18 protein-coding genes, 1 pseudogene and 1 riboswitch are annotated in these 19,373 nt (G+C 32.8%); of the genes and pseudogenes, 6 read left to right on the forward strand and 13 right to left on the reverse strand.

Annotated features, from left to right (window positions below; genetic code table 11):
* Nucleotides 1-9 precede the first annotated feature (9 nt).
* Nucleotides 10-1,896 carry a nitric oxide reductase activation protein NorD gene (locus tag IDG64_RS12005; protein ID WP_001283672.1) on the forward strand — a complete coding sequence of 629 codons (1,887 nt, stop codon included), beginning with the start codon at nucleotides 10-12 and terminating at the stop codon, nucleotides 1,894-1,896.
* 224 nt (nucleotides 1,897-2,120) lie between these two features.
* The gene (gene brnQ3, locus IDG64_RS12010) at nucleotides 2,121-3,464 is read left to right on the forward strand and encodes a branched-chain amino acid-like transporter carrier protein BrnQ3 (RefSeq protein WP_001039266.1); all 1,344 of its coding nucleotides are present in this window, start codon (nucleotides 2,121-2,123) and stop codon (nucleotides 3,462-3,464) included.
* Nucleotides 3,465-3,536: 72 nt separating this feature from the next.
* Here brnQ3 and IDG64_RS12015 read toward each other — a convergent pair whose 3' ends face one another.
* From IDG64_RS12015 to IDG64_RS12025, 3 genes are read right to left on the reverse strand one after another with little or no spacing between them, the layout of a single operon-like run.
* Entirely contained in the window at nucleotides 3,537-4,673 is a 1,137-nt protein-coding gene (locus tag IDG64_RS12015; RefSeq protein WP_000138425.1) for a toxic anion resistance protein, read from the reverse strand.
* A 31-nt stretch (nucleotides 4,674-4,704) separates the two neighbouring features.
* A complete protein-coding gene (locus IDG64_RS12020; RefSeq protein WP_001788788.1) occupies nucleotides 4,705-5,334 on the reverse strand; it encodes a 5-bromo-4-chloroindolyl phosphate hydrolysis family protein in 630 nt (209 codons plus the stop codon).
* A gap of 18 nt (nucleotides 5,335-5,352) precedes the next feature.
* On the reverse strand, nucleotides 5,353-5,622 hold the full coding sequence (locus IDG64_RS12025; RefSeq protein ID WP_001216631.1) for an acylphosphatase: 270 nt from the start codon (nucleotides 5,620-5,622) through the stop codon (nucleotides 5,353-5,355).
* Between the two features lie 162 nt (nucleotides 5,623-5,784).
* On the opposite strand from IDG64_RS12025, the gene msaA reads away from it, so the two are divergent.
* The 3 genes from msaA to msaC all read left to right on the forward strand — a co-directional run bounded on the left by msaA (nucleotide 5,785) and on the right by msaC (nucleotide 7,062).
* On the forward strand, nucleotides 5,785-6,093 hold the full coding sequence (gene msaA, locus IDG64_RS12030) for a regulatory protein MsaA (protein ID WP_000269923.1): 309 nt from the start codon (nucleotides 5,785-5,787) through the stop codon (nucleotides 6,091-6,093).
* 170 nt (nucleotides 6,094-6,263) lie between these two features.
* On the forward strand, nucleotides 6,264-6,464 hold the full coding sequence (cspA, locus tag IDG64_RS12035; protein ID WP_000809131.1) for a cold shock protein CspA: 201 nt from the start codon (nucleotides 6,264-6,266) through the stop codon (nucleotides 6,462-6,464).
* Nucleotides 6,465-6,660: 196 nt separating this feature from the next.
* A complete protein-coding gene (msaC, locus tag IDG64_RS12040) occupies nucleotides 6,661-7,062 on the forward strand; it encodes a sarA expression modulator MsaC (RefSeq protein ID WP_000876202.1) in 402 nt (133 codons plus the stop codon).
* A gap of 239 nt (nucleotides 7,063-7,301) precedes the next feature.
* Here msaC and lysA read toward each other — a convergent pair whose 3' ends face one another.
* The 9 genes from lysA to IDG64_RS12085 form a co-directional block, all read right to left on the reverse strand.
* Nucleotides 7,302-8,567 (reverse strand): diaminopimelate decarboxylase, encoded by a 1,266-nt coding sequence (lysA, locus tag IDG64_RS12045; protein ID WP_000216946.1) that lies wholly within the window; start codon nucleotides 8,565-8,567, stop codon nucleotides 7,302-7,304.
* The gene (locus tag IDG64_RS12050) at nucleotides 8,557-9,642 is read right to left on the reverse strand and encodes an alanine racemase (protein ID WP_000127595.1); all 1,086 of its coding nucleotides are present in this window, start codon (nucleotides 9,640-9,642) and stop codon (nucleotides 8,557-8,559) included. Before IDG64_RS12050 ends, lysA begins: the two co-directional genes overlap by 11 nt.
* Nucleotides 9,643-9,646: 4 nt before the next feature.
* Nucleotides 9,647-10,798, reverse strand: coding sequence for an amidohydrolase (locus IDG64_RS12055; RefSeq protein ID WP_001003793.1), 1,152 nt, complete (start codon nucleotides 10,796-10,798; stop codon nucleotides 9,647-9,649).
* Between the two features lie 142 nt (nucleotides 10,799-10,940).
* On the reverse strand, nucleotides 10,941-11,660 hold the full coding sequence (gene dapD, locus IDG64_RS12060) for a 2,3,4,5-tetrahydropyridine-2,6-dicarboxylate N-acetyltransferase (protein WP_000249839.1): 720 nt from the start codon (nucleotides 11,658-11,660) through the stop codon (nucleotides 10,941-10,943).
* Between the two features lie 26 nt (nucleotides 11,661-11,686).
* A complete protein-coding gene (dapB, locus tag IDG64_RS12065; RefSeq protein WP_000698231.1) occupies nucleotides 11,687-12,409 on the reverse strand; it encodes a 4-hydroxy-tetrahydrodipicolinate reductase in 723 nt (240 codons plus the stop codon).
* Nucleotides 12,406-13,293 carry a 4-hydroxy-tetrahydrodipicolinate synthase gene (gene dapA, locus IDG64_RS12070; protein WP_000149254.1) on the reverse strand — a complete coding sequence of 296 codons (888 nt, stop codon included), beginning with the start codon at nucleotides 13,291-13,293 and terminating at the stop codon, nucleotides 12,406-12,408. The genes dapB and dapA overlap by 4 nt, the downstream gene beginning before the upstream one ends.
* A gap of 1 nt (nucleotide 13,294) precedes the next feature.
* Nucleotides 13,295-14,284 carry an aspartate-semialdehyde dehydrogenase gene (locus IDG64_RS12075; protein ID WP_000163541.1) on the reverse strand — a complete coding sequence of 330 codons (990 nt, stop codon included), beginning with the start codon at nucleotides 14,282-14,284 and terminating at the stop codon, nucleotides 13,295-13,297.
* Between the two features lie 63 nt (nucleotides 14,285-14,347).
* Complete coding sequence (locus IDG64_RS12080) at nucleotides 14,348-15,553, reverse strand: aspartate kinase (protein WP_000258714.1); 1,206 nt, start codon at nucleotides 15,551-15,553, stop codon at nucleotides 14,348-14,350.
* 81 nt (nucleotides 15,554-15,634) lie between these two features.
* A riboswitch (Lysine riboswitch) is annotated at nucleotides 15,635-15,810 on the reverse strand.
* A gap of 603 nt (nucleotides 15,811-16,413) precedes the next feature.
* Complete coding sequence (locus IDG64_RS12085; protein WP_000942303.1) at nucleotides 16,414-18,015, reverse strand: ABC-F family ATP-binding cassette domain-containing protein; 1,602 nt, start codon at nucleotides 18,013-18,015, stop codon at nucleotides 16,414-16,416.
* A 146-nt stretch (nucleotides 18,016-18,161) separates the two neighbouring features.
* On the opposite strand from IDG64_RS12085, the gene cvfB reads away from it, so the two are divergent.
* Entirely contained in the window at nucleotides 18,162-19,064 is a 903-nt protein-coding gene (cvfB, locus tag IDG64_RS12090) for an RNA-binding virulence regulatory protein CvfB (protein WP_001162352.1), read from the forward strand.
* Between the two features lie 134 nt (nucleotides 19,065-19,198).
* Here the strand turns inward: cvfB and IDG64_RS12095 are convergent.
* Nucleotides 19,199-19,373, reverse strand: a pseudogene (locus IDG64_RS12095) (IS5/IS1182 family transposase); the annotation flags it as partial.

A 19,373-nucleotide genomic window follows, 5' to 3' on the forward strand; every position in this document is an offset into this window, starting at 1 on the left:
GGATAAGACATGAGTGATCGTTTCATAAAATTTAACGACGAACAGTTAGATGCCAAGCAAGTAATGATGTTGCAAGACTTAGCTCGACTCTTATTAAAAAATGAACAAACACAAGTTAAAATCCAAAAATTCCCTTACTATAATCCTGTTCAAAATGTTTTGATTACGAGTTGGTTTTGGTCACATCGACCAAGCCATATCGAAATGGCTGGTTTAAAAACAGATGTTATGTTAGCTGCTTACGGTTATCATATGATGGATGTACAAATTGTAAATGAAGTAGTACAAGATAAAACTTTTAAACACCCTAAATTTTATCAACAACTTTTTAAATTATTAGAAGATATGCGCGTATTAAATTCTATTAAAGTTGAGCGCCCAAGTACTGCTAAATTAATTGATCTTCGCCTAGATACACGTATATCATATACGGAATCTCAAATTAAAGTGTATCGTACTAAAACACAATATACAGATTTATTATTTTTGTATTTAGAACATGCATTTTTAAGCCAAGATTTCTTTGATATACCATCTATACATTCAGATTTAGATGATATTGTAGTTAATATGTTCTTATATTTACCTAATTTTTTCCAAAATCAAAATTCTGAAGATAATATGTATCTGGCTCAAAGAATTATGTATCAAGTAGATGATATTTTAAAAGAAGATATGCTAAACGAATATTATTACTTACCTAAAACACTATATAATACATTAGCTAGTCCAGAGTTTGATGATTTAAAGAGAACTGATGCAAGTCAAGTCGATGGGCAAGATGATACTTCAGAAGATGATGATAACGAAAGTGAAAAAGCTGACTCTAAATCTGCAGATAGTGAGTCAAAAGGTGGCGCCTATTTAGAAATGGAACTTCACGAAGGACAAAATAGTGAAACATTGGGTAATGATGAAGCACGTGAAGGCGATGCTACAGATGATATGACTGATATGATGACCAAAAAGGGCAAAGGTTCAAACGATACGCTAAATCGTGAAGAAGGCGATGCTGTTGGTCAAAGCCAAGCATTTCAACTTGATGGTGTGAACAAAAATGTAGAAATAAAATGGCAAATTCCTGAAATTGAGCCACAATATGTTTTAGAATATCAAGAATCGAAACAAGACGTACAATATGAAATCAAAGACTTAATTCAAATTATAAAGAAAACGATTGAACGAGAACAACGAGATGCACGTTTTAATTTAACAAAAGGACGATTACAAAAGGATTTAATTAATTGGTTTATCGACGATCAATATAAATTGTTTTACAAAAAACAAGATTTAAGTAAATCATTTGATGCGACGTTTACATTGTTAATTGATGCGTCAGCAAGTATGCATGATAAAATGGCTGAAACGAAGAAAGGTGTAGTGTTATTCCACGAGACGTTAAAAGCATTGAACATTAAACATGAAATTTTATCATTCAGTGAGGATGCCTTTGATTCAGACGATCATGCACAACCAAATATCATTAATGAAATTATTAACTATGATTACTCAACCTTTGAAAAAGATGGCCCACGTATTATGGCACTTGAACCTCAAGATGATAATCGTGATGGTGTTGCTATTAGAGTTGCAAGTGAACGATTAATGCGTCGAAATCAACATCAACGATTTTTAATCGTATTTTCAGACGGCGAACCGTCTGCATTTAATTATAGTCAAGATGGTATTATTGATACGTATGAAGCTGTAGAAATGTCACGTAAATTTGGTATTGAAGTATTTAATGTATTTTTGAGTCAAGATCCAATAACTGAAGATGTTGAACAAACAATTCATAATATTTATGGTCAATATGCTATTTTCGTTGAAGGTGTTGCGCATTTACCTGGACATCTCTCTCCATTATTAAAAAAATTACTACTTAAATCTTTATAAATAAGTTTAAAATATGAGTTTATATGAAATTGTGAATAAAAGTCATCAGTTACTATTTAAAAAGTGAATTTGAAGAATTTTATTTTCTGGCATAATTTGATTTAAACAACACATGTGTTTTGTTTCTGCTATGTACAACATATTTCATATAGACTCTTTATTATTTTTTGTGCTAAAATATTTACTTGTAAATTATTTCGTGTTTTAAAAAAAGGAGTAACTCTATGAATAAAAATACATGGGTCATTGGGTTTACGCTCTTCGCTATGTTTTTTGGCGCAGGCAATCTAATTTTTCCTCCTAATCTCGGATTGGATAGTGGTCAATTTTTCTGGCCCGCCATTTTAGCGTTTGTTCTAACTGGGATTGGTTTACCATTATTAGGTGTGATTGTAGGTGCACTTGATAAAGAAGGATATATTGGCGCATTAAATAAAATTTCACCTAAATTTTCAATATTGTTCTTAATCATCATTTATTTGACTATTGGTCCACTTTTCGCAATACCTAGAACTGCATCTACATCTTTTGAAATGACAATTACACCAATTATACATAACAATAGTAGTATCGCTTTATTTATATTTACGATTATCTACTTCATAGTCGTTTTGTATATTTGTTTAAATCCATCTAAGTTAATCGATCGTATTGGTTCATTATTAACACCATTATTATTGATTACTATTTTAGCGATGATTATTAAAGGATACTTAGACTTTAGCGGTAATAGTGCTGGAAAGGGCAATGAAGCACTATATCATTCTAATTTTTCAAGTTTTGCTGAAGGCTTTACACAAGGCTATTTAACAATGGATGCCATTGCAGCAATTGCTTTTTCAATGATTGTTGTTAATGCAGTAAAACTAACAGGCATTACTAAAACAAATCAAATATTCAAACAAACTTTGACTGCTGGTTTAATTGCAGCCGTAGCTTTAATTTTCATATATATTTCATTAGGTTATATTGGTAATCATATGCCAGTAAGTGACATGACGTTAGATCAATTGAAATCCAAAGATCGAAACATTGGGACATATTTATTAACGACAATGGCTTCAACAGGATTTGGTTCATTCGGAAAATATTTATTGGGCATCATTGTGGCGCTGGCATGTCTAACTACAGCATGCGGGCTTATTGTTGCAGTTTCTGAATATTTCCATAGAATCGTACCTAAAGTATCATACAAAGCATTTGTATTAGTTTTCATTTTAATGAGTTTTATTATTGCTAACCAAGGTTTAAATGCTGTTATCTCAATGTCAATTCCGGTATTAAGCATTGTATACCCAGTAGCAATAACTGTTGTATTATTAATTTTAATTGCCAAATTCATACCGACAAAACGCATTTCACAACAAATTCCAGTTATTATCGTATTTATATTGTCGATTTTCAGTGTTATTAGTAAGTTAGGTTGGCTGAAAATTAACTTTATAGAATCATTGCCTCTAAGAGCGTATTCTTTAGAGTGGTTCCCAGTAGCAATTATTGCAACGATATTAGGCTATCTAGTCGGCATATTTGTAAAACAAGATCCAATTAAATATCAACAGGAATAACGAATAATATAAAAGGAAGCATCTCCAATTTAATCGTAGGATGCTTCCTTTTTGTTATATCTAATTCGTAATTTATGATTGTTTATTCGGTCCTTTGATGTTCACTAAATGTGACTTTAAATCTTGTTCTAATTGTTGTAATTCTTTTTCAGCTAATTGTCGTTCTTCGCGACCGTGTTGTTGAATAATTAATGTTTCTTCAATTGTCTCAATAATGTTACGCTGTGTACGTTTCAATGTATCAAGATCAACAATGCCACGCTCATTTTCTGTTGCAGTTTCAATCGCATTTTGTTTCAACATTTCAGCATTTGCTGTTAATAAATCATTAGTTGTATCAGTGACAGCTCGTTGTGCAGCAACTGCATTACGCTGTCTCATTAATGTAAGCGCAATGGCCATTTGATTTTTCCATAGTGGAATACTTGTCAAAATTGAACTTTGTATCTTCTCGGCAAGTGCTTGATTAACATTTTGAATCATACGAATTTGTGGCGCAGTTTGCAAAGCTATTTGTCTTGAAAGCTGTAAGTCATATATGCGTTTATCTAGTCTATCTATAAATTGCTGCATATCTGCAACTTGTTGAATATCCATTTGATTAGTGGATTGCTGCGCTTGCTGTTGCAATTGTGGTAGCTTTTCATTTTCTAATTGCAACTTTTTTTGCTGTGCAGCAATGATATGCAATGATAAGTCATCAAAGTATTGTTTGTTTTTATCATATAGCGTATCTAATAATTCAATATCTCTTGTTAAATGTGTTTGATGTTTCTGCAGTTGAATCGTTATGCGATCGACTTGAGCACTAACTGATTGCATTCTTGAAAAGATTTCATTGATAGACGACTTTGCTCTGCTAAAAATTCTTTTTAACATAGATGGTTTATCAGTATTTAACTCATTTGGATTAACTGACTTTAGTTTTGACATTAGATCTGACAAAGTATCTCCAATAGGACCAACATCTTTACTTTGTACTTCATCCAACATTTGATGTGAAAATTGAGACATTTGTTTCTGTAAATCAGAACCAAACGCTAATAAACCTTCATTGTCTAAAGGGTTAATTTGTTTACTGATTGTGTCTACCTGTTTTTGTTGTTCAATTGTTAACTTTTCTTTTTGAATAGTAGTATTCGATAATTCTTTATCGCTTATAAAATCATCTAGTGGATAGCTTTCTTTGAAACTTTTATTTTCAGTCATCAATCATCTCTCCAATAGTTGCTATTTTACATCAATCTTGATGATGTTTTTGATGTAACTTATTTAATTCCATTTCAATATCTAAACGTTCATAATCATCTTCGTTGAGACGCTTTAAATCAGCGATTAATGTTCGTTTGACCTCATCCAAAGTAATTCGTGTTTGTTCTAACTTTTGCTGTTCATTAATTGATTTTTTGGGCATTTTTGCTAGACGTGTATATGCATCAACCAAATTTAAAGCATTATCAATATGAGAATAAAAAAAGCCTTCAACTTTATAAAATGATGCAGGTCTCTGTCTAACTGTCGTATAAATAGAACGTGAAATTTGGTATATATCATTAATCTGCCTAAAATCTTTAATTGATCTTATATTGACATACGTTTTTAAAATACCTCTAAGTTTTTGGTGTGTATGATTTAACTGATTTCGAATATAGCGATAGTCTTTTCTAGTCAAACCAATTTCGTTTAAATATTTGCGTGAAGTGAGTTTTTGTATCGGTAGGTATGTCATTAAAAAGCCAACAATACCAATAGACATATCAATTAAAAAAGATACATCAAGTGCAATCATCCCAAATATGCTTGTTAAAAACGCTACAGGAATTCCCACTAACACCCCAAATATATGAGAAATATTATATCTCACTGTCATCTTCCTTTATTTAGCATTTTATATTGATCGAAAATCCGATAATTTTTGATTTAGTTCTAACTCTTCAAGTTGATGGCTTGTTACATTTGATGCTGGTGAGGCACCTTCAATTACACCTTGAATAAATCTCTCTATATCTGCGTCATCCCCTTGTGCATATATCTCTACATAGTCATCTACATTTTGAACAGTACCGACAATGTTATAGTTCATTGCAATGCGTTGTGTAAAATATCTAAATCCGACGCCTTGAACGCGTCCGAATACTTGTAAATGTACATGTCTCATTTTTACCACCTCATAATGTTATTATACGTAGTTTTACTTAAAAAAACTAATAATTACTATAGTTAATACTTTGTTTGTTTCAAGTCGTCAAACTTGATTTTCAGAGGATAAAGGTATAAAAATAAGTATAGAGTTTTTGAAGTATGGAAGGGGTCTTTAATAATGTGGACAGTTACCAAAATTAGAGCCGATTATGAGGGATGGTGGTTATTCAGTGACTGGCCAGAAAACATTGTTGAAAAATATCAATATCAAGATTTTGATGACATGTTTAAGCACTATCAACAATTGATTAATCAATGTAAAGTTCAGTTCGATAATTATGTCACAGGCAAATATAATATTTATGCATTTTATAATAATTGTGACATGAACTATTGCGAAGATTGTGAAGAGGATTTACAAATATTTTATAGTTTCATTGTTTTACAAAATAATGAAGTATATTATAAACTACCAATAATTGATTAAATGAATATTTTTTATTATTGTATTGCAATTTGGTAATAACTGCACTATAATACAAGTTAAGCAGATGATTATTCCATATTGCAAAGAATATTTGAGTGAAATTTGCATGTATTTTTTGTAATATGCGAATAAGCATATTGAATGAATTTTAGTCTTGGAGGTTTCAGATTATGAAACAAGGTACAGTTAAATGGTTTAACGCTGAAAAAGGATTCGGCTTTATCGAAGTTGAAGGAGAAAATGACGTATTCGTACATTTTTCAGCAATTAACCAAGATGGTTACAAATCATTAGAAGAAGGTCAAGCTGTTGAGTTTGAAGTAGTTGAAGGCGACCGCGGTCCACAAGCTGCAAACGTTGTTAAACTATAATTCTTAGATTTGAATCATTGATTTTAACTAACACCTTACCAAGAAGTAAGGTGTTTTTATATGCTTATTACAAATACTCAACGCGATGAGTTTCTCAACCAAATTGAGAACTCTTTTTTTATATCACCAACATTGTTTGCAATAGAAAAAAATATTTATATAATATAATTATGGTGTACAACGACGAGGTGATTTTATGAAATATCTTATCCTTAGTTTAGTTGCTAATTTATTAGTTTTCGGTGTATTATCTGCAATTGGTTTAAATATTAATATTTTAGCAGCAATGATGATTGTATTAGTGATTCCGATAATGATTTCTGGGATATTATTTTTCAAAACTAATATTGATAAAACATACATATTTTTTAACATCATATTTATCGACTTTTATTACTATATTTACAATGTACATTTAATGACTTTGCCAAAGTTTAATAATTATATTAAAGCAGAGATGATGGAATTAGAAGATATTGATGTATTAATTACAAGTAAAGATTTTGGATTTGATGAAATTCTGTTTTATACATTATATTTGTTGTTAATTCTTATCGTTTTATATTATTTGAAAAAGCAAGTAAAGCATAAAACCTAATTTCATGATGCTTGTTTAAAGTGTGGTATGTATATGATGCTTTAAATTAGTTGAATAGGGCTAACTAAATATAAAGGATTAATGACAAAAAGAAATAAATACTTTCTAACTAAAAATGTGCTGTTCTTCCTTTTTTAGAGTATATGTCCAAGCATGTTATCTACAGTCATCTATAATGCATAAAAATTCCCCGAGTCACAGTATAATTTTCTGTGCTTCGGGGATTACTTTGTTTATTTTTATTTTGTATCATTAATAATGAGTTGTCTTAACGATTGTCGCTTTATAACTTCACGTGCTTTGCCATCTTTTAAGAAAAACACAGAAGGCTTTTGCATTTGATTGTAATTGGATGCCATAGAGTAATGATATGCACCAGTTGATAATATAGCAAGATAGTCTCCACGTTTGACTGATGAAGGTAATTTAGCGTCTTTAATAATGATATCACCAGACTCACATAATTTTCCAGCTATAGTTACACTGTCATCTGCTTCTTCATTTCTATTAACAAGCAATGCTTGATACTTTGCGTCATAAAGTGCAGTTCTGATATGATCACTCATACCGCCATCGATTGAAACATATTTATTAATCTCTGGAATTTCTTTAATGGTTCCAACTTCATATAAAGTAACGCCAGCTTCACCTACAATTGATCGTCCCGGTTCAATACCTATTTCTGGTGCATCTATACCTAGAACTTTAATTTCGGATTTTATTGCGTCTGTAATATCTTTAATACCACTTTCGATAGGGAAACTTTCGTCACCTTCAACATATTTAATACCAAAGCCACCACCAAGGTTTAATAATTCAACTTGAATGCCTTGCTCTTTAAGCCAACGTAAAACAATTTTAGCAGTTTCAATAAATGCTTCTGTACCTTCAATCTGTGAACCAATATGACAATGTACACCTTTTAATTTTAAGTGTTTAGATTGTTGGACTTTGTCAATTGCTTTTTTAGCTAAGCCATATTGAATTGATAATCCAAACTTACTATCTTCTTGCCCAGTTTGAATAAATTCGTGTGTATGTGCTTCAACACCTGGATTAACTCGTAATACAACTTGAACCGTATCATTAGCATAGCGGTCTATTAATTCAATTTCTTCTAATGAATCTATAACAAAATAACCGATATTATTTTCTAAAGCATACCTAATTTCATGTTTCGTTTTATTGTTACCATGGAAATGGATGCGACTCGGTTCAAAACCTGCTTCTAAAGCTGTATATAATTCACCTTCAGAAACAACATCTAACTGTAAATCTTCCTCAGCTACAAGTTTGACCATTTGAATGCAAGTAAACGCTTTTGAGGCGTATGAAATATTGTATTTTAATCCACTATCTTTAAATGCGCGATGGTAACGGCGCATCTGTTCTCTAATTTGTAGTTCATCATAAACAATGGTAGGTGTACCAAAGCTTTGCGCAATCGTTTTTAAACTAATACCATCCATTGTTAATTCGCCATTTTGATTATATTTAACAGTCATTTGAAATGTACTCCTTTTTTAAAGAATCATGATTCATAGCACTTAATTGTTCAGAATTTGCACCAACACCTTTAAAGGTATATTCATCGATGCGGATATCATTATTATAAAGAATAACTTCATCTTGTGCATGTACATTGCCATCAACTTCAACAAACATATGGCTCATCATTAATGCACGTATCGGGTAGCGTTTACCATTGATAAGTGCTTCATGTTTAGCACGAGTTCTTAAAATTCCATCGCCATAACCGATATCAACTACAGCTAATTTTGTATTGTTTTTAGTCACTTCAAAGGCAAAGCTATAACCGCAATAATCACCAGCTTGTACTTCGCGCACTTGAATAACATGTGCTTTTACAGTTAATGACTGAACTATATCATGTTGATTCAGTGAACTATATGGTCTTGAACCGTATAACGCAATACCTACACGCGCATGTGTATGGTGGGGTAGTAATATTTGTCCTTCCCGATAAAAACTCGCACTATTTTGAGCATGGATTAGGTCGAACTGATAACCTTCAGATAAAAGTGCTTCAACAATTTCCATCCATTGTGAACGTTCAACATTATAATCTGACACATCGAATTCATCAGCATATCCAAAATGGGTCCATAAACCACTAATAATCATTTTTGCATTTTGATTATGATGGTGATCTTTCAATACTTCTTTAATTTCGTTTAAATCTTTAAATCCAGACCGATGTAATAAATTTTCAAATTCTAAGTGAACATGAATACCTGCTAAATCATTTTTATGGTTATAGTAATATGTCAACGACGGCAAAGTCATGTGTATTTGATGTTCACGGACTAAATCAAACTCGTAAACTGCATTCATTAAAAAGATTGTTGCATCTGGAGCAAGTTGTCTAATTTGAATTGCTTCTCGTAGTGATGTTGTGCTAAATGTATCTATACCTGCATGGATAAACTGAGTTACAGCAAATTCTAGGTCATAGTGATATGCATTATTTTTAACAACTGCCATTAATGGCTGATTGTTTTTGACTGTGATTGCATTTTGTAAAAATATTTTCTTATTTACAGACCATGTTGCTGTCAATGTATTACACCTCTTTGTAATTATTTAATAAATTTTCGTAAAAATTAACCACGTTTATTAACACTTTTTCATCAAAATTTAAATGTGATGTGTGCAAACCAGTTACAAAACCTTTATCTTCATTTCGTGTTCCTATAAAAACAAAGTAAGCTGGAGCTAGTTGTTGACCATAAAAACTAAAATCTTCCCCAAATAAGAATGGCGTTGGTTTGTCATAGACATTTAAATCAGCTTTTATTAAGGCGTCCTCTATTTGAGTACGTAATTTCGGACTATTGATTGTAGGGGGATAACCTTCTGCAAATTTAACTTCACAATCTACATTAAACAGAAGCTTGACACTTTCTGCTATCTTGTGCATTTGATTTTTAACGATTGTTAAATCATCAATATCATATGTACGAATAGTACCTTCTAAATAACCATTACTTGGTACAGTGTTAATCGCTTCACCAGCTTTAAAATGACCAATATGAACAATATTTCGTTTCAAACCGTTAAGGTGAAATTGTTGAATTTGTGATATTTGAGTTAATACATGTTGTAATGCTTCACCACAAGAATGACCTTGTTCTTTATCAGCAACATGACTTGACAGGCCTGTTAAGAAAAAGCGATACTCTGTTGCGCTGGCCGTAATTTCTTCATCTCTTATCACTGCAATGCCTTCATCAGCAAATGGGTTAACATGAATACCAAATACCGCTTCAATTGGATACTTATCAAAGGCACCGGCTTTTATTAATCGATTTGCACCGCCACCAGTTTCTTCTGCAGGTTGGAAAATGAAAACGACATTTTGCGGTAATTGACCTGCGTCTTGCATGTCTTTGCAACGTTGTACAAAAAGCATTAATGCAGTTGTATGACCATCATGTCCACAAGCATGCATCACATGATCAGATTGACTGCGATAAGGCACATCATTTTCCTCTAAAATAGGTAACGCATCAATATCAGCTCTATACGCTATCGTATGTGAGCCATTACCTTCTAAGTATGCAATGACGCCAGTTTCCAATGGGCAATCGTATTTAATATTTAAACTATCTAAAAACGCTTTAATATAAGCAGTTGTTTCAAATTCATGTAAGCTTAATTCAGGATGTTGATGTAAATGACGGCGATGTTTCGTAACAAATTCTAATTCATTCATAATTATCAATCCTTTGTGTTAAATTACTATATAAATAGTGTAACGTATTTCGAAATTTGTGATCATAAGTTTATTCAATGATAAACAATAAGGTTGAGACATAATCGTATCTCAACCTTGAAATTATTATACGTTGACGTCACTAGTCATTCAGTTTTCTTAATGCTGCTACAATCTCTTTTTTAGTATCTTGTACTTCAGAAGCTTGCTTAATCACTTTTGCAGGTGTACCAGCAACAACTGCACCAGCTGGTACATCTTGTGTCACAATCGCGCCAGCTGCAACAATAGCACCTTTACCAACACGTACACCTTCTAAAATAACTGCATTTGCACCGATTAATACATCATCCTCGATTATAACTGGTGAAGCACTAGGGGGTTCAATCACACCTGCTAATACTGCGCCAGCCCCTACATGTACATTTTTACCAGTTGTAGCACGACCACCGAGAGTAGCATTCATATCAATCATTGTACCTTCGCCAACGACTGCGCCAATATTAATTGTTGCGCCCATCATAACGACAGCACCATCTTCAATAATGGCTTGTTCTCTAATAAACGCACCTGGTTCAATTCGTGCATTCGTATTTGTTAAGTCTTTTAATGGAATGGCAGAATTGCGACGATCCATTTCAATTTCTATATCTTCGAATTGACTACCATATGCTTCGTAAAAAGGTTTCCAATCATCCGCTTCACAAAAGATTACTTTAGATTGTTCTGAACCAAATACTTTAAAACTTTCTGGATATGTGATGCCTTCAAAATTACCATTTAAATATACTTTTATTGGTGTAGACTTTTTAGCATCACTTATATATTGAATAATTTCTTCAGCTGTTAAATGTTGTACCATAAAATAATCGATCTCCTTTAATATGTTTATAAGTTGTCAAACGTATAAAAGCCGTTTGGTTTATTAACTAAGCGTTCTGCTGCTTGTATTGCACCATTCGCAAAAATATCTTTTGATTGTGCACGATGCGTGATTTGAATCGTTTCATCAGTGCCGGCAAATAGAACTTCATGTTCACCGACAATCGTACCTCCACGAATAGAATGTATACCAATATCTTGTGGCTGGCGTTTTTCATTTAATTCATGTCTATCATACACAGGTGTTACATTTTCTTTCAAAGATACGATCACATCATACAATTTTTCTAACGTACCACTTGGTGCATCTACTTTTTTATTATGATGTGCCTCAGTCAATTCGATATCGAAATCATCAAGTAGGGGAACAGCAGCTGCTAAAATTTTAGTCAATGCATGAACGCCATAACTCATGTTCGCGCTGAAAAATACAGGCATATTTTGACTCAATTCATCTAACTTATTAAGTAGTTTTTCTTTCTCGCCAGTTGTTGCCACAACTAATGGCAAATGAAACTCTTCATCTAATAAAGGGAAAAGTAGATTTGGATTTGAAAAATCTATTGCAACATCGGCATCTTTAACATCTGCAATATGTTGATATTGTTGATATGGCGTTGTTGCTTTCGGTGTATTTTCAATGACCCCAACGATTTCATGTCCTTTTTCTTCTGCTAATCTAGCAACGCGTTGATTCATTGCACCATAGCCAATTAGTAATATTTTCACTCATTTTCACCCGCTTTAAATGTGTCATATGCTTCACGAAGCACTTTAGTATCTGTATCTTCTAGGCTAACCAATGGTAGACGTAATTCATAATTTCCAAATCCTAAATAACTTGTTAGAGCTTTAATAGGAATTGGGTTAATATCAACTGATAAAGCTGATAACAGTGTGCCGATTGGTTTAAATTGATCTTGAATATCTAATCCACTTTGTTGAGCATCGTATAACGCTTGAAATTCTTTAGGAATGACATTGGCAATAACAGAGATAACCCCTTGACCGCCACGTTGATAGTATTCAACGACGTTGTCATCATTGCCACTATATAATGCAAATGAATTTGTATCAATTCGCTTTTTCACTTCTTCTAAATACTCAAAATCATTCGTAGCATCTTTTAAAGCAACTATATAAGGATGTTGACTTAATATTTCTACAGTTTCTGGTTCAATTGTCATGTTCGTTCTTGAAGGAACATTGTACAGCACGACTGGTAATTTCACAGCATCTGCAATCGCTTCAAAGTGTTTGACTAAACCACGTTGATTCGTTTTGTTGTAGTAGGGCGTAATTAACATAATTGCATCAGCACCTAAGGCTTTAGCTTGGATTGAAGCTTGGATTGACTTATCAGTATCATTAGTGCCAGTTCCTGCTATGACAGGAACACGTTTATCTACAAGATCAATAACTGTTTTTAGAATGCGTTCTTTTTCATCTGTTGTTAAAGTAGGGCTCTCAGCAGTAGTTCCATTAACGATGATTGCTTGGGCATTATTTTCTAGTAAAAAATTAACGTGTGTTTTCAAAGCTTCAATATTAATTTTGTTATTTGTAAAAGGGGTTGTAAGTGCAACGCCAACACCCTCAAATAAATGTGTCATTTTAATTCGCTCCTTTTAAACGCATAACTTGTTCCAATACTTGTACAGCATTTAATGCAGCACCTTTTAATAAATTGTCTGATGTACACCATACATGGAAAGTATTTTCTAATGAATCATCTCTACGTATACGGCCAACAAACACTTCATCTTTATTAGTAGAATTGATTGCCATTGGATATTCATTGTTCTCTGGATTGTCTACTAAAACAACGCGGTCATCTTGATCAAATAATGCTTTAATATCTTCTGCAGTCGCTTCTTTTTCAAGCGTTACATCAATTTCAACACTATGACTATCTTGAACAGGCACACGTGCACATGTTGCTGTTACTTTTAAGTCTGGCGCATTTAAAATTTTTCTCGTCTCATCAATCATTTTTTGTTCTTCTTTTGTATATCCGTTTTCTAAAAACACATCAATATGCGGTAACACATTATTATAAATTGGATGTGGATATGCTTCTGGTGCTTTACCATTTACACCTTCAGCTAAATCTTTCTTACCTTTCATCCCTGAACCTGATACAGCTTGATATGTTGTATATGCCACTCGTTTTAAACCATAAGCATCTTGCAATACTTTTAATGGCACAACAGACTGAATCGTAGAGCAGTTTGGATTGGCAATGATACCTCTTGTAAAAGTAGGTTCATTGACTTCCGGAACGATTAAATCAATATCTTCTGCCATACGCCATTGACTTGAATTGTCTATAACGATTGCACCAGCTTTTTCAAAGAGTGGGGCAAAGTGTTCGCTTGTACCGCCACCAGCACTCATTAATACATAATCGAAATGTTCACTTGCACGAGCATCAGTTAATTCTTGAACTGTATATGTTTTTCCTTGAAATTCAACTTCTTTCCCTGCAGAACGTGCTGATGAAAATAATACTAATTCATCGAAAGGAATATTTTTACGATTTAATGTCTCCAACATTTTTGTACCTACTAATCCTGTTGAACCCACAACTGCTAATTTTGTCATAACTTGTCACTCCATTTTATAATAATTTCCAATTTTTAGAATATTTTAACAATAATTTTACCATTAAATGTTAAATGCGTCATATAGTTTTTCCACCGCTTGTTGCCCATTAAAATCATCAATGACGTATGAAATACTTATTTCAGAAGTTGTTGTTTGGTAGAAAGGTATATTATTTTCAATTAATGTCAAAAATGCTTTTGATGCCACACCTGACATATCACGCATGCCTGAGCCAATTAATGAAATTTTGACATAATGCTCATTGATTTTATAAGCTAATGCTTCATATTGATTCTTTAATGTTTCAAGAATCATAGAAATTTGATGAAAATCACTATCTTTAATCGTGAAGGATAGTTGTAGTCCATCCAAGTTGACGATTTGTGAAATCATATCAACATTTACAGCACCTTCTTCAAGTTCCGTAAATAGTTGGGTAAGTAGCTGATTGTCAGGTAGGGGATAACTAATTGTTACATGCATCATATGTTTATCCAAAGCCACACCAGCAACTGCTTTTTTCTCTAATATTTCTTCATTTGACATAATCCATGTTCCTTTCACGTTCGATAAAGTTTTTCCTAAATATAAAGGGATATTATAGTTTTTAGCTAATTCAACACTTCTTGTTTCAAGTACACCAGCACCTAAAGCGCTCATTTCCATCATTTCTTCATATGAGACGATGTCTAGTCGTTTAGCTTTTGGTAAAAGTCTTGGGTCAGTGGCATACACACCATCAACGTCGGTATAAATTTCACAAGGTATTTGATTACTAACAGCAAGTGCCACAGCGGTCGTATCAGAACCGCCTCTGCCTAAAGTTGTTAATTCCTGATGTTCATTGATGCCTTGAAATCCAGCAACTACTAAAATATCGTTTTCTTGAAAGGCTTGTTCAAATGTTTGAGGATTAATTTGAGCAATTTTACTTTTTAAATGATGGCCAATGGTTTTAATACCCGCTTGATAGCCAGTCATTGCTTTGGCATTCACACCGATATCATTTAATACCATTGATAAATAAGATACAGTTTGTTGCTCTCCGGTTGTCAATAATAATGCCAGTTCTTGTTGTTTTGGTGCTTTAGTCAAGGTCGATACATTCGTCATTAATTGATCTGTTGTGTTACCCATAGCACTTACAACGACAATTAATTGTTCATCTTGATTGACTCGCTCCTTTAACATTTCAGCGATCCTTTTTATTTTTGTAAAATCACTGACGGATGATCCGCCAAATTTCAACACACTTCTTGTTACCATATAATCCTCCTAATTGTTAGGAAGGGCACACAATAATAAAAAAAGAACAAGATCGGAATGCGAACTTGCTCTTAATCTATATACAAGTGATGCACTCCATTATTTTTAAATAATGACAAACTCTCAGCTCTTAACCAAAAAGTCCAACAAATTATAACTGCTATTATAATCGCTTCGGCATCGCACCCTTTCAAATTTAGCTGTTAGCAGACAGTAATCTAAACTTTACTCATGATTGATGCGCCTCATCAAAATATTATTAAATTGGTATGTGTTCATTATACATATGACAAATATGAATGTAAACCGATAATTTAGATTTTTTGGAATAACCTGAAAATTCAAGTTATAGCGTTGCTTATATTTTAAAAAGGTGGTGATAATGAGACTTTTTGAAAAATAAAATTCAAAATACTTATAGCATACTCAATATGCACATTAAATAAATGTACTCTTTTAATGCGGTGATAACTGTATTTGTAATTTAGAGAAGGGGTGTTCACTGTGCTGATGTGTTAAAAAATAAAATAAAAAGGACACCTCGATGCTATAAATATTAGCATCGAGACGCCCAGTTAATGTCTATTAAATTGAATATAGTCTCGGACATGAATCAATGCCCTAGGTCCTGCAATGTTATATTGACAGTAGTTGACTGAATGAAAATGACTTTGTAGCTAGCTTTTTTCAATCCTTGTCGGTGCAACACATAGAGAAATTGGATTCCTAATTTCTACAAACAATACAAGTTGCGGAATAAGTCCCAATATAGAAGGTGACAGTAAGCCAACTTACAATAATGTGCAAGTTGGTCGGGCCTCAATACAGAGATTTTCGAAAAGAAATTCTACATATTATGTTTATTTTAAAACGCCGATTTCTTGCAAGTATTCTTCATATGGAATTTCTTTTGAAACGCCGCCTTGTTTATTTAAATCGATAACACGGTTTGCAATCGTGTTGATAAATTCGAAGTCATAAGAAGTAAAGATGATAGAACCTTTAAATGATTTAAGACCATCATTGACAGCAGTAATACTTTCTAAGTCTAAGTGGTTAGTAGGTTCGTCAAGTAAAAGTACATTCGCACTTGATAACATCATTTTACTTAGCATACAACGTACTTTTTCTCCACCTGAAAGCACACTAGCTTTTTTCTTAACTTCTTCACCACTAAATAACATACGACCTAAGAAACCACGTAAAAATGTTTCTGTTTGTTCATCTTCAGGAGCATATTGTCTTAACCAATCAACGAGATTCATATTTACACCTTCAAAGAACTCTGAGTTATCTTTAGGGAAGTAACTTAATGATGTAGTAACACCCCATTTAAATGAACCTTCGTCTGGTTCCATTTCGCCAGCTAATATTTTAAGTAATGTTGTTTTTGCAATTTCACTATCTCCAATTAAAATCGCTTTATCATTTGGATTCATTGTGAATGATACATTATCTAATACTTTTTCGCCGTCAATTGTTTTAGAAAGATTTTGAACGATTAATAAGTCGTTACCAATCTCACGCTCAGGCGTGAATTTAACGAAAGGATATCTTCTTGATGATGGTTGAATATCATCTAATTCAATTTTCTCAAGTTGTTTTTTACGACTTGTTGCTTGTTTAGATTTAGAAGCGTTAGCTGAGAAACGAGCAATAAAGTCCTGTAACTCTTTCATTTTTTCTTCTTTTTTCTTGTTTTGTTCTTGAGCCATCTTTTGAGCTAACTGACTAGATTGATACCAAAAATCATAGTTACCAACATAAACTTTAATTTTACCGAAGTCTAAATCAGCGATATGAGTACATACATTATTTAAGAAATGACGGTCATGCGATACTACGATAACAGTATTATCAAAGTTAATTAAGAAATCTTCTAACCAACTGATTGCTGGAATATCGAGACCGTTAGTAGGCTCATCCAGTAATAGTACGTCTGGTTCACCGAATAAACTTTGCGCTAATAATACTTTAATTTTTTGGTTGTTTTCTAATTCAGCCATTTTTTTATCGTGTAAAGTTGGATCGATACCTAAACCAGATAAAAGGTTAGCAGCATCAGCTTCAGCATTCCAACCATTCATTTCTGCAAATTCACCTTCAAGTTCAGCAGCACGGATACCATCTTCATCACTGAAATCTGGCTTCATATAGATTTCATCTTTTTCTTTCATAACCTCATAAAGACGTTCGTGACCTTTAATTACAACATCAAGCACGCGTTCATCTTCATAAGCATAGTGGTCCTGTTTTAAAACAGCTAGACGTTCATTTTTACCTAATGAAACATGTCCTGTTTGAGAATCTAATTCACCAGATAATATTTTTAAGAATGTTGATTTACCTGCACCATTCGCACCAATTAATCCATAACAATTACCTTCTGTAAATTTAATATTTACATCTTCAAATAGTTTACGATCTCCAAAACGTAAACTCACATCAGTTACTTGTAACATGCATTTTCTCCTTTTTTTCATTCGATATTCTAACGGAAGAATTATATCATATTATCGTCACAGTTTCGACCTCATATAAGTTGTAATGATAGAATGACTCACACATGTTATAATAATAAAGAATACAAGAATCGAAGGAGAATAACATGGCATTAGACAAAGATATAGTAGGTTCTATAGAATTCCTTGAAGTAGTAGGGTTACAAGGCTCAACTTACCTTTTAAAAGGACCAAACGGTGAAAACGTAAAGTTAAACCAATCAGAAATGAACGATGATGATGAATTAGAAGTAGGTGAAGAATATAGTTTCTTCATTTATCCAAACCGTTCAGGTGAATTATTTGCAACTCAAAATATGCCTGATATTACGAAAGATAAATATGACTTTGCTAAAGTACTTAAAACGGATCGCGATGGGGCACGTATAGATGTTGGATTACCCCGTGAAGTGTTAGTACCATGGGAAGATTTACCAAAAGTGAAATCACTATGGCCACAACCTGGTGATCATTTGCTAGTCACATTACGAATTGACCGTGAGAATCATATGTATGGAAGATTAGCGAGTGAATCTGTTGTAGAAAATATGTTTACACCTGTACACGACGATAATTTAAAAAACGAAGTCATTGAAGCCAAACCTTACCGCGTATTACGAATTGGTAGCTTTTTATTAAGCGAATCAGGTTACAAAATTTTCGTACATGAATCAGAACGTAAAGCTGAACCAAGATTAGGTGAATCTGTTCAAGTTAGAATTATCGGGCATAATGATAAAGGTGAGTTAAATGGTTCATTTTTACCACTTGCACATGAACGTTTAGACGATGACGGCCAAGTCATCTTTGATTTACTAGTTGAATATGATGGTGAATTACCATTCTGGGACAAATCAAGCCCTGAAGCGATTAAAGAAGTATTCAATATGAGTAAAGGTTCATTCAAACGTGCAATCGGTCACTTATATAAACAGAAGATTATTAATATAGAAACAGGTAAAATCACTTTAACTAAAAAAGGTTGGAGTCGAATTGACTCAAAAGAATAATCATTTTTACACGTGTCGTAGGATGCGTGTTTTTTTATTCAATATTAAGTCGGACAGATGAAGTAGTTTTTTAAACATTCCTTTCAAAGTAAAAAATTAAATAATTCAAACGAATAGGCTGGGACATTAAGTTCTTAGGCAATGTAAAAAAGCTGATTTCTATTAATTATTTGATGGAAATTAGCTTTTTTGATATGTATTTTATAATGTACAGCTCGTTGAGCTGCTATTTTCCTTATATTAAGTGCCATTAATACAAAACCTAGCTCTCGTTTAACTTTATTTATTCCTCGAACTGACATTCGAGTG

Origin of the sequence: Staphylococcus sp. EG-SA-15 (assembly GCF_017151895.1) — a bacterium.
Taxonomy (GTDB): Bacteria; Bacillota; Bacilli; order Staphylococcales; family Staphylococcaceae; genus Staphylococcus; species Staphylococcus aureus.

Excerpts from the sequence above, each read along its gene's own strand:
- IDG64_RS12005 (WP_001283672.1), top strand. The coding sequence starts at position 10 with ATGAGTGATCGTTTCATAAAATTTAACGACGAACAGTTAGATGCCAAG.
- brnQ3 (WP_001039266.1), top strand. The coding sequence starts at position 2,121 with ATGAATAAAAATACATGGGTCATTGGGTTTACGCTCTTCGCTATGTTT.
- IDG64_RS12015 (WP_000138425.1), bottom strand. The coding sequence starts at position 4,673 with ATGACTGAAAATAAAAGTTTCAAAGAAAGCTATCCACTAGATGATTTT.
- IDG64_RS12020 (WP_001788788.1), bottom strand. The coding sequence starts at position 5,334 with ATGACAGTGAGATATAATATTTCTCATATATTTGGGGTGTTAGTGGGA.
- IDG64_RS12025 (WP_001216631.1), bottom strand. The coding sequence starts at position 5,622 with ATGAGACATGTACATTTACAAGTATTCGGACGCGTTCAAGGCGTCGGA.
- msaA (WP_000269923.1), top strand. The coding sequence starts at position 5,785 with ATGTGGACAGTTACCAAAATTAGAGCCGATTATGAGGGATGGTGGTTA.
- cspA (WP_000809131.1), top strand. The coding sequence starts at position 6,264 with ATGAAACAAGGTACAGTTAAATGGTTTAACGCTGAAAAAGGATTCGGC.
- msaC (WP_000876202.1), top strand. The coding sequence starts at position 6,661 with ATGAAATATCTTATCCTTAGTTTAGTTGCTAATTTATTAGTTTTCGGT.
- lysA (WP_000216946.1), bottom strand. The coding sequence starts at position 8,567 with ATGACTGTTAAATATAATCAAAATGGCGAATTAACAATGGATGGTATT.
- IDG64_RS12055 (WP_001003793.1), bottom strand. The coding sequence starts at position 10,798 with ATGAATGAATTAGAATTTGTTACGAAACATCGCCGTCATTTACATCAA.
- dapD (WP_000249839.1), bottom strand. The coding sequence starts at position 11,660 with ATGGTACAACATTTAACAGCTGAAGAAATTATTCAATATATAAGTGAT.
- dapA (WP_000149254.1), bottom strand. The coding sequence starts at position 13,293 with ATGACACATTTATTTGAGGGTGTTGGCGTTGCACTTACAACCCCTTTT.
- IDG64_RS12075 (WP_000163541.1), bottom strand. The coding sequence starts at position 14,284 with ATGACAAAATTAGCAGTTGTGGGTTCAACAGGATTAGTAGGTACAAAA.
- IDG64_RS12080 (WP_000258714.1), bottom strand. The coding sequence starts at position 15,553 with ATGGTAACAAGAAGTGTGTTGAAATTTGGCGGATCATCCGTCAGTGAT.
- IDG64_RS12085 (WP_000942303.1), bottom strand. The coding sequence starts at position 18,015 with ATGTTACAAGTAACTGATGTGAGTTTACGTTTTGGAGATCGTAAACTA.
- cvfB (WP_001162352.1), top strand. The coding sequence starts at position 18,162 with ATGGCATTAGACAAAGATATAGTAGGTTCTATAGAATTCCTTGAAGTA.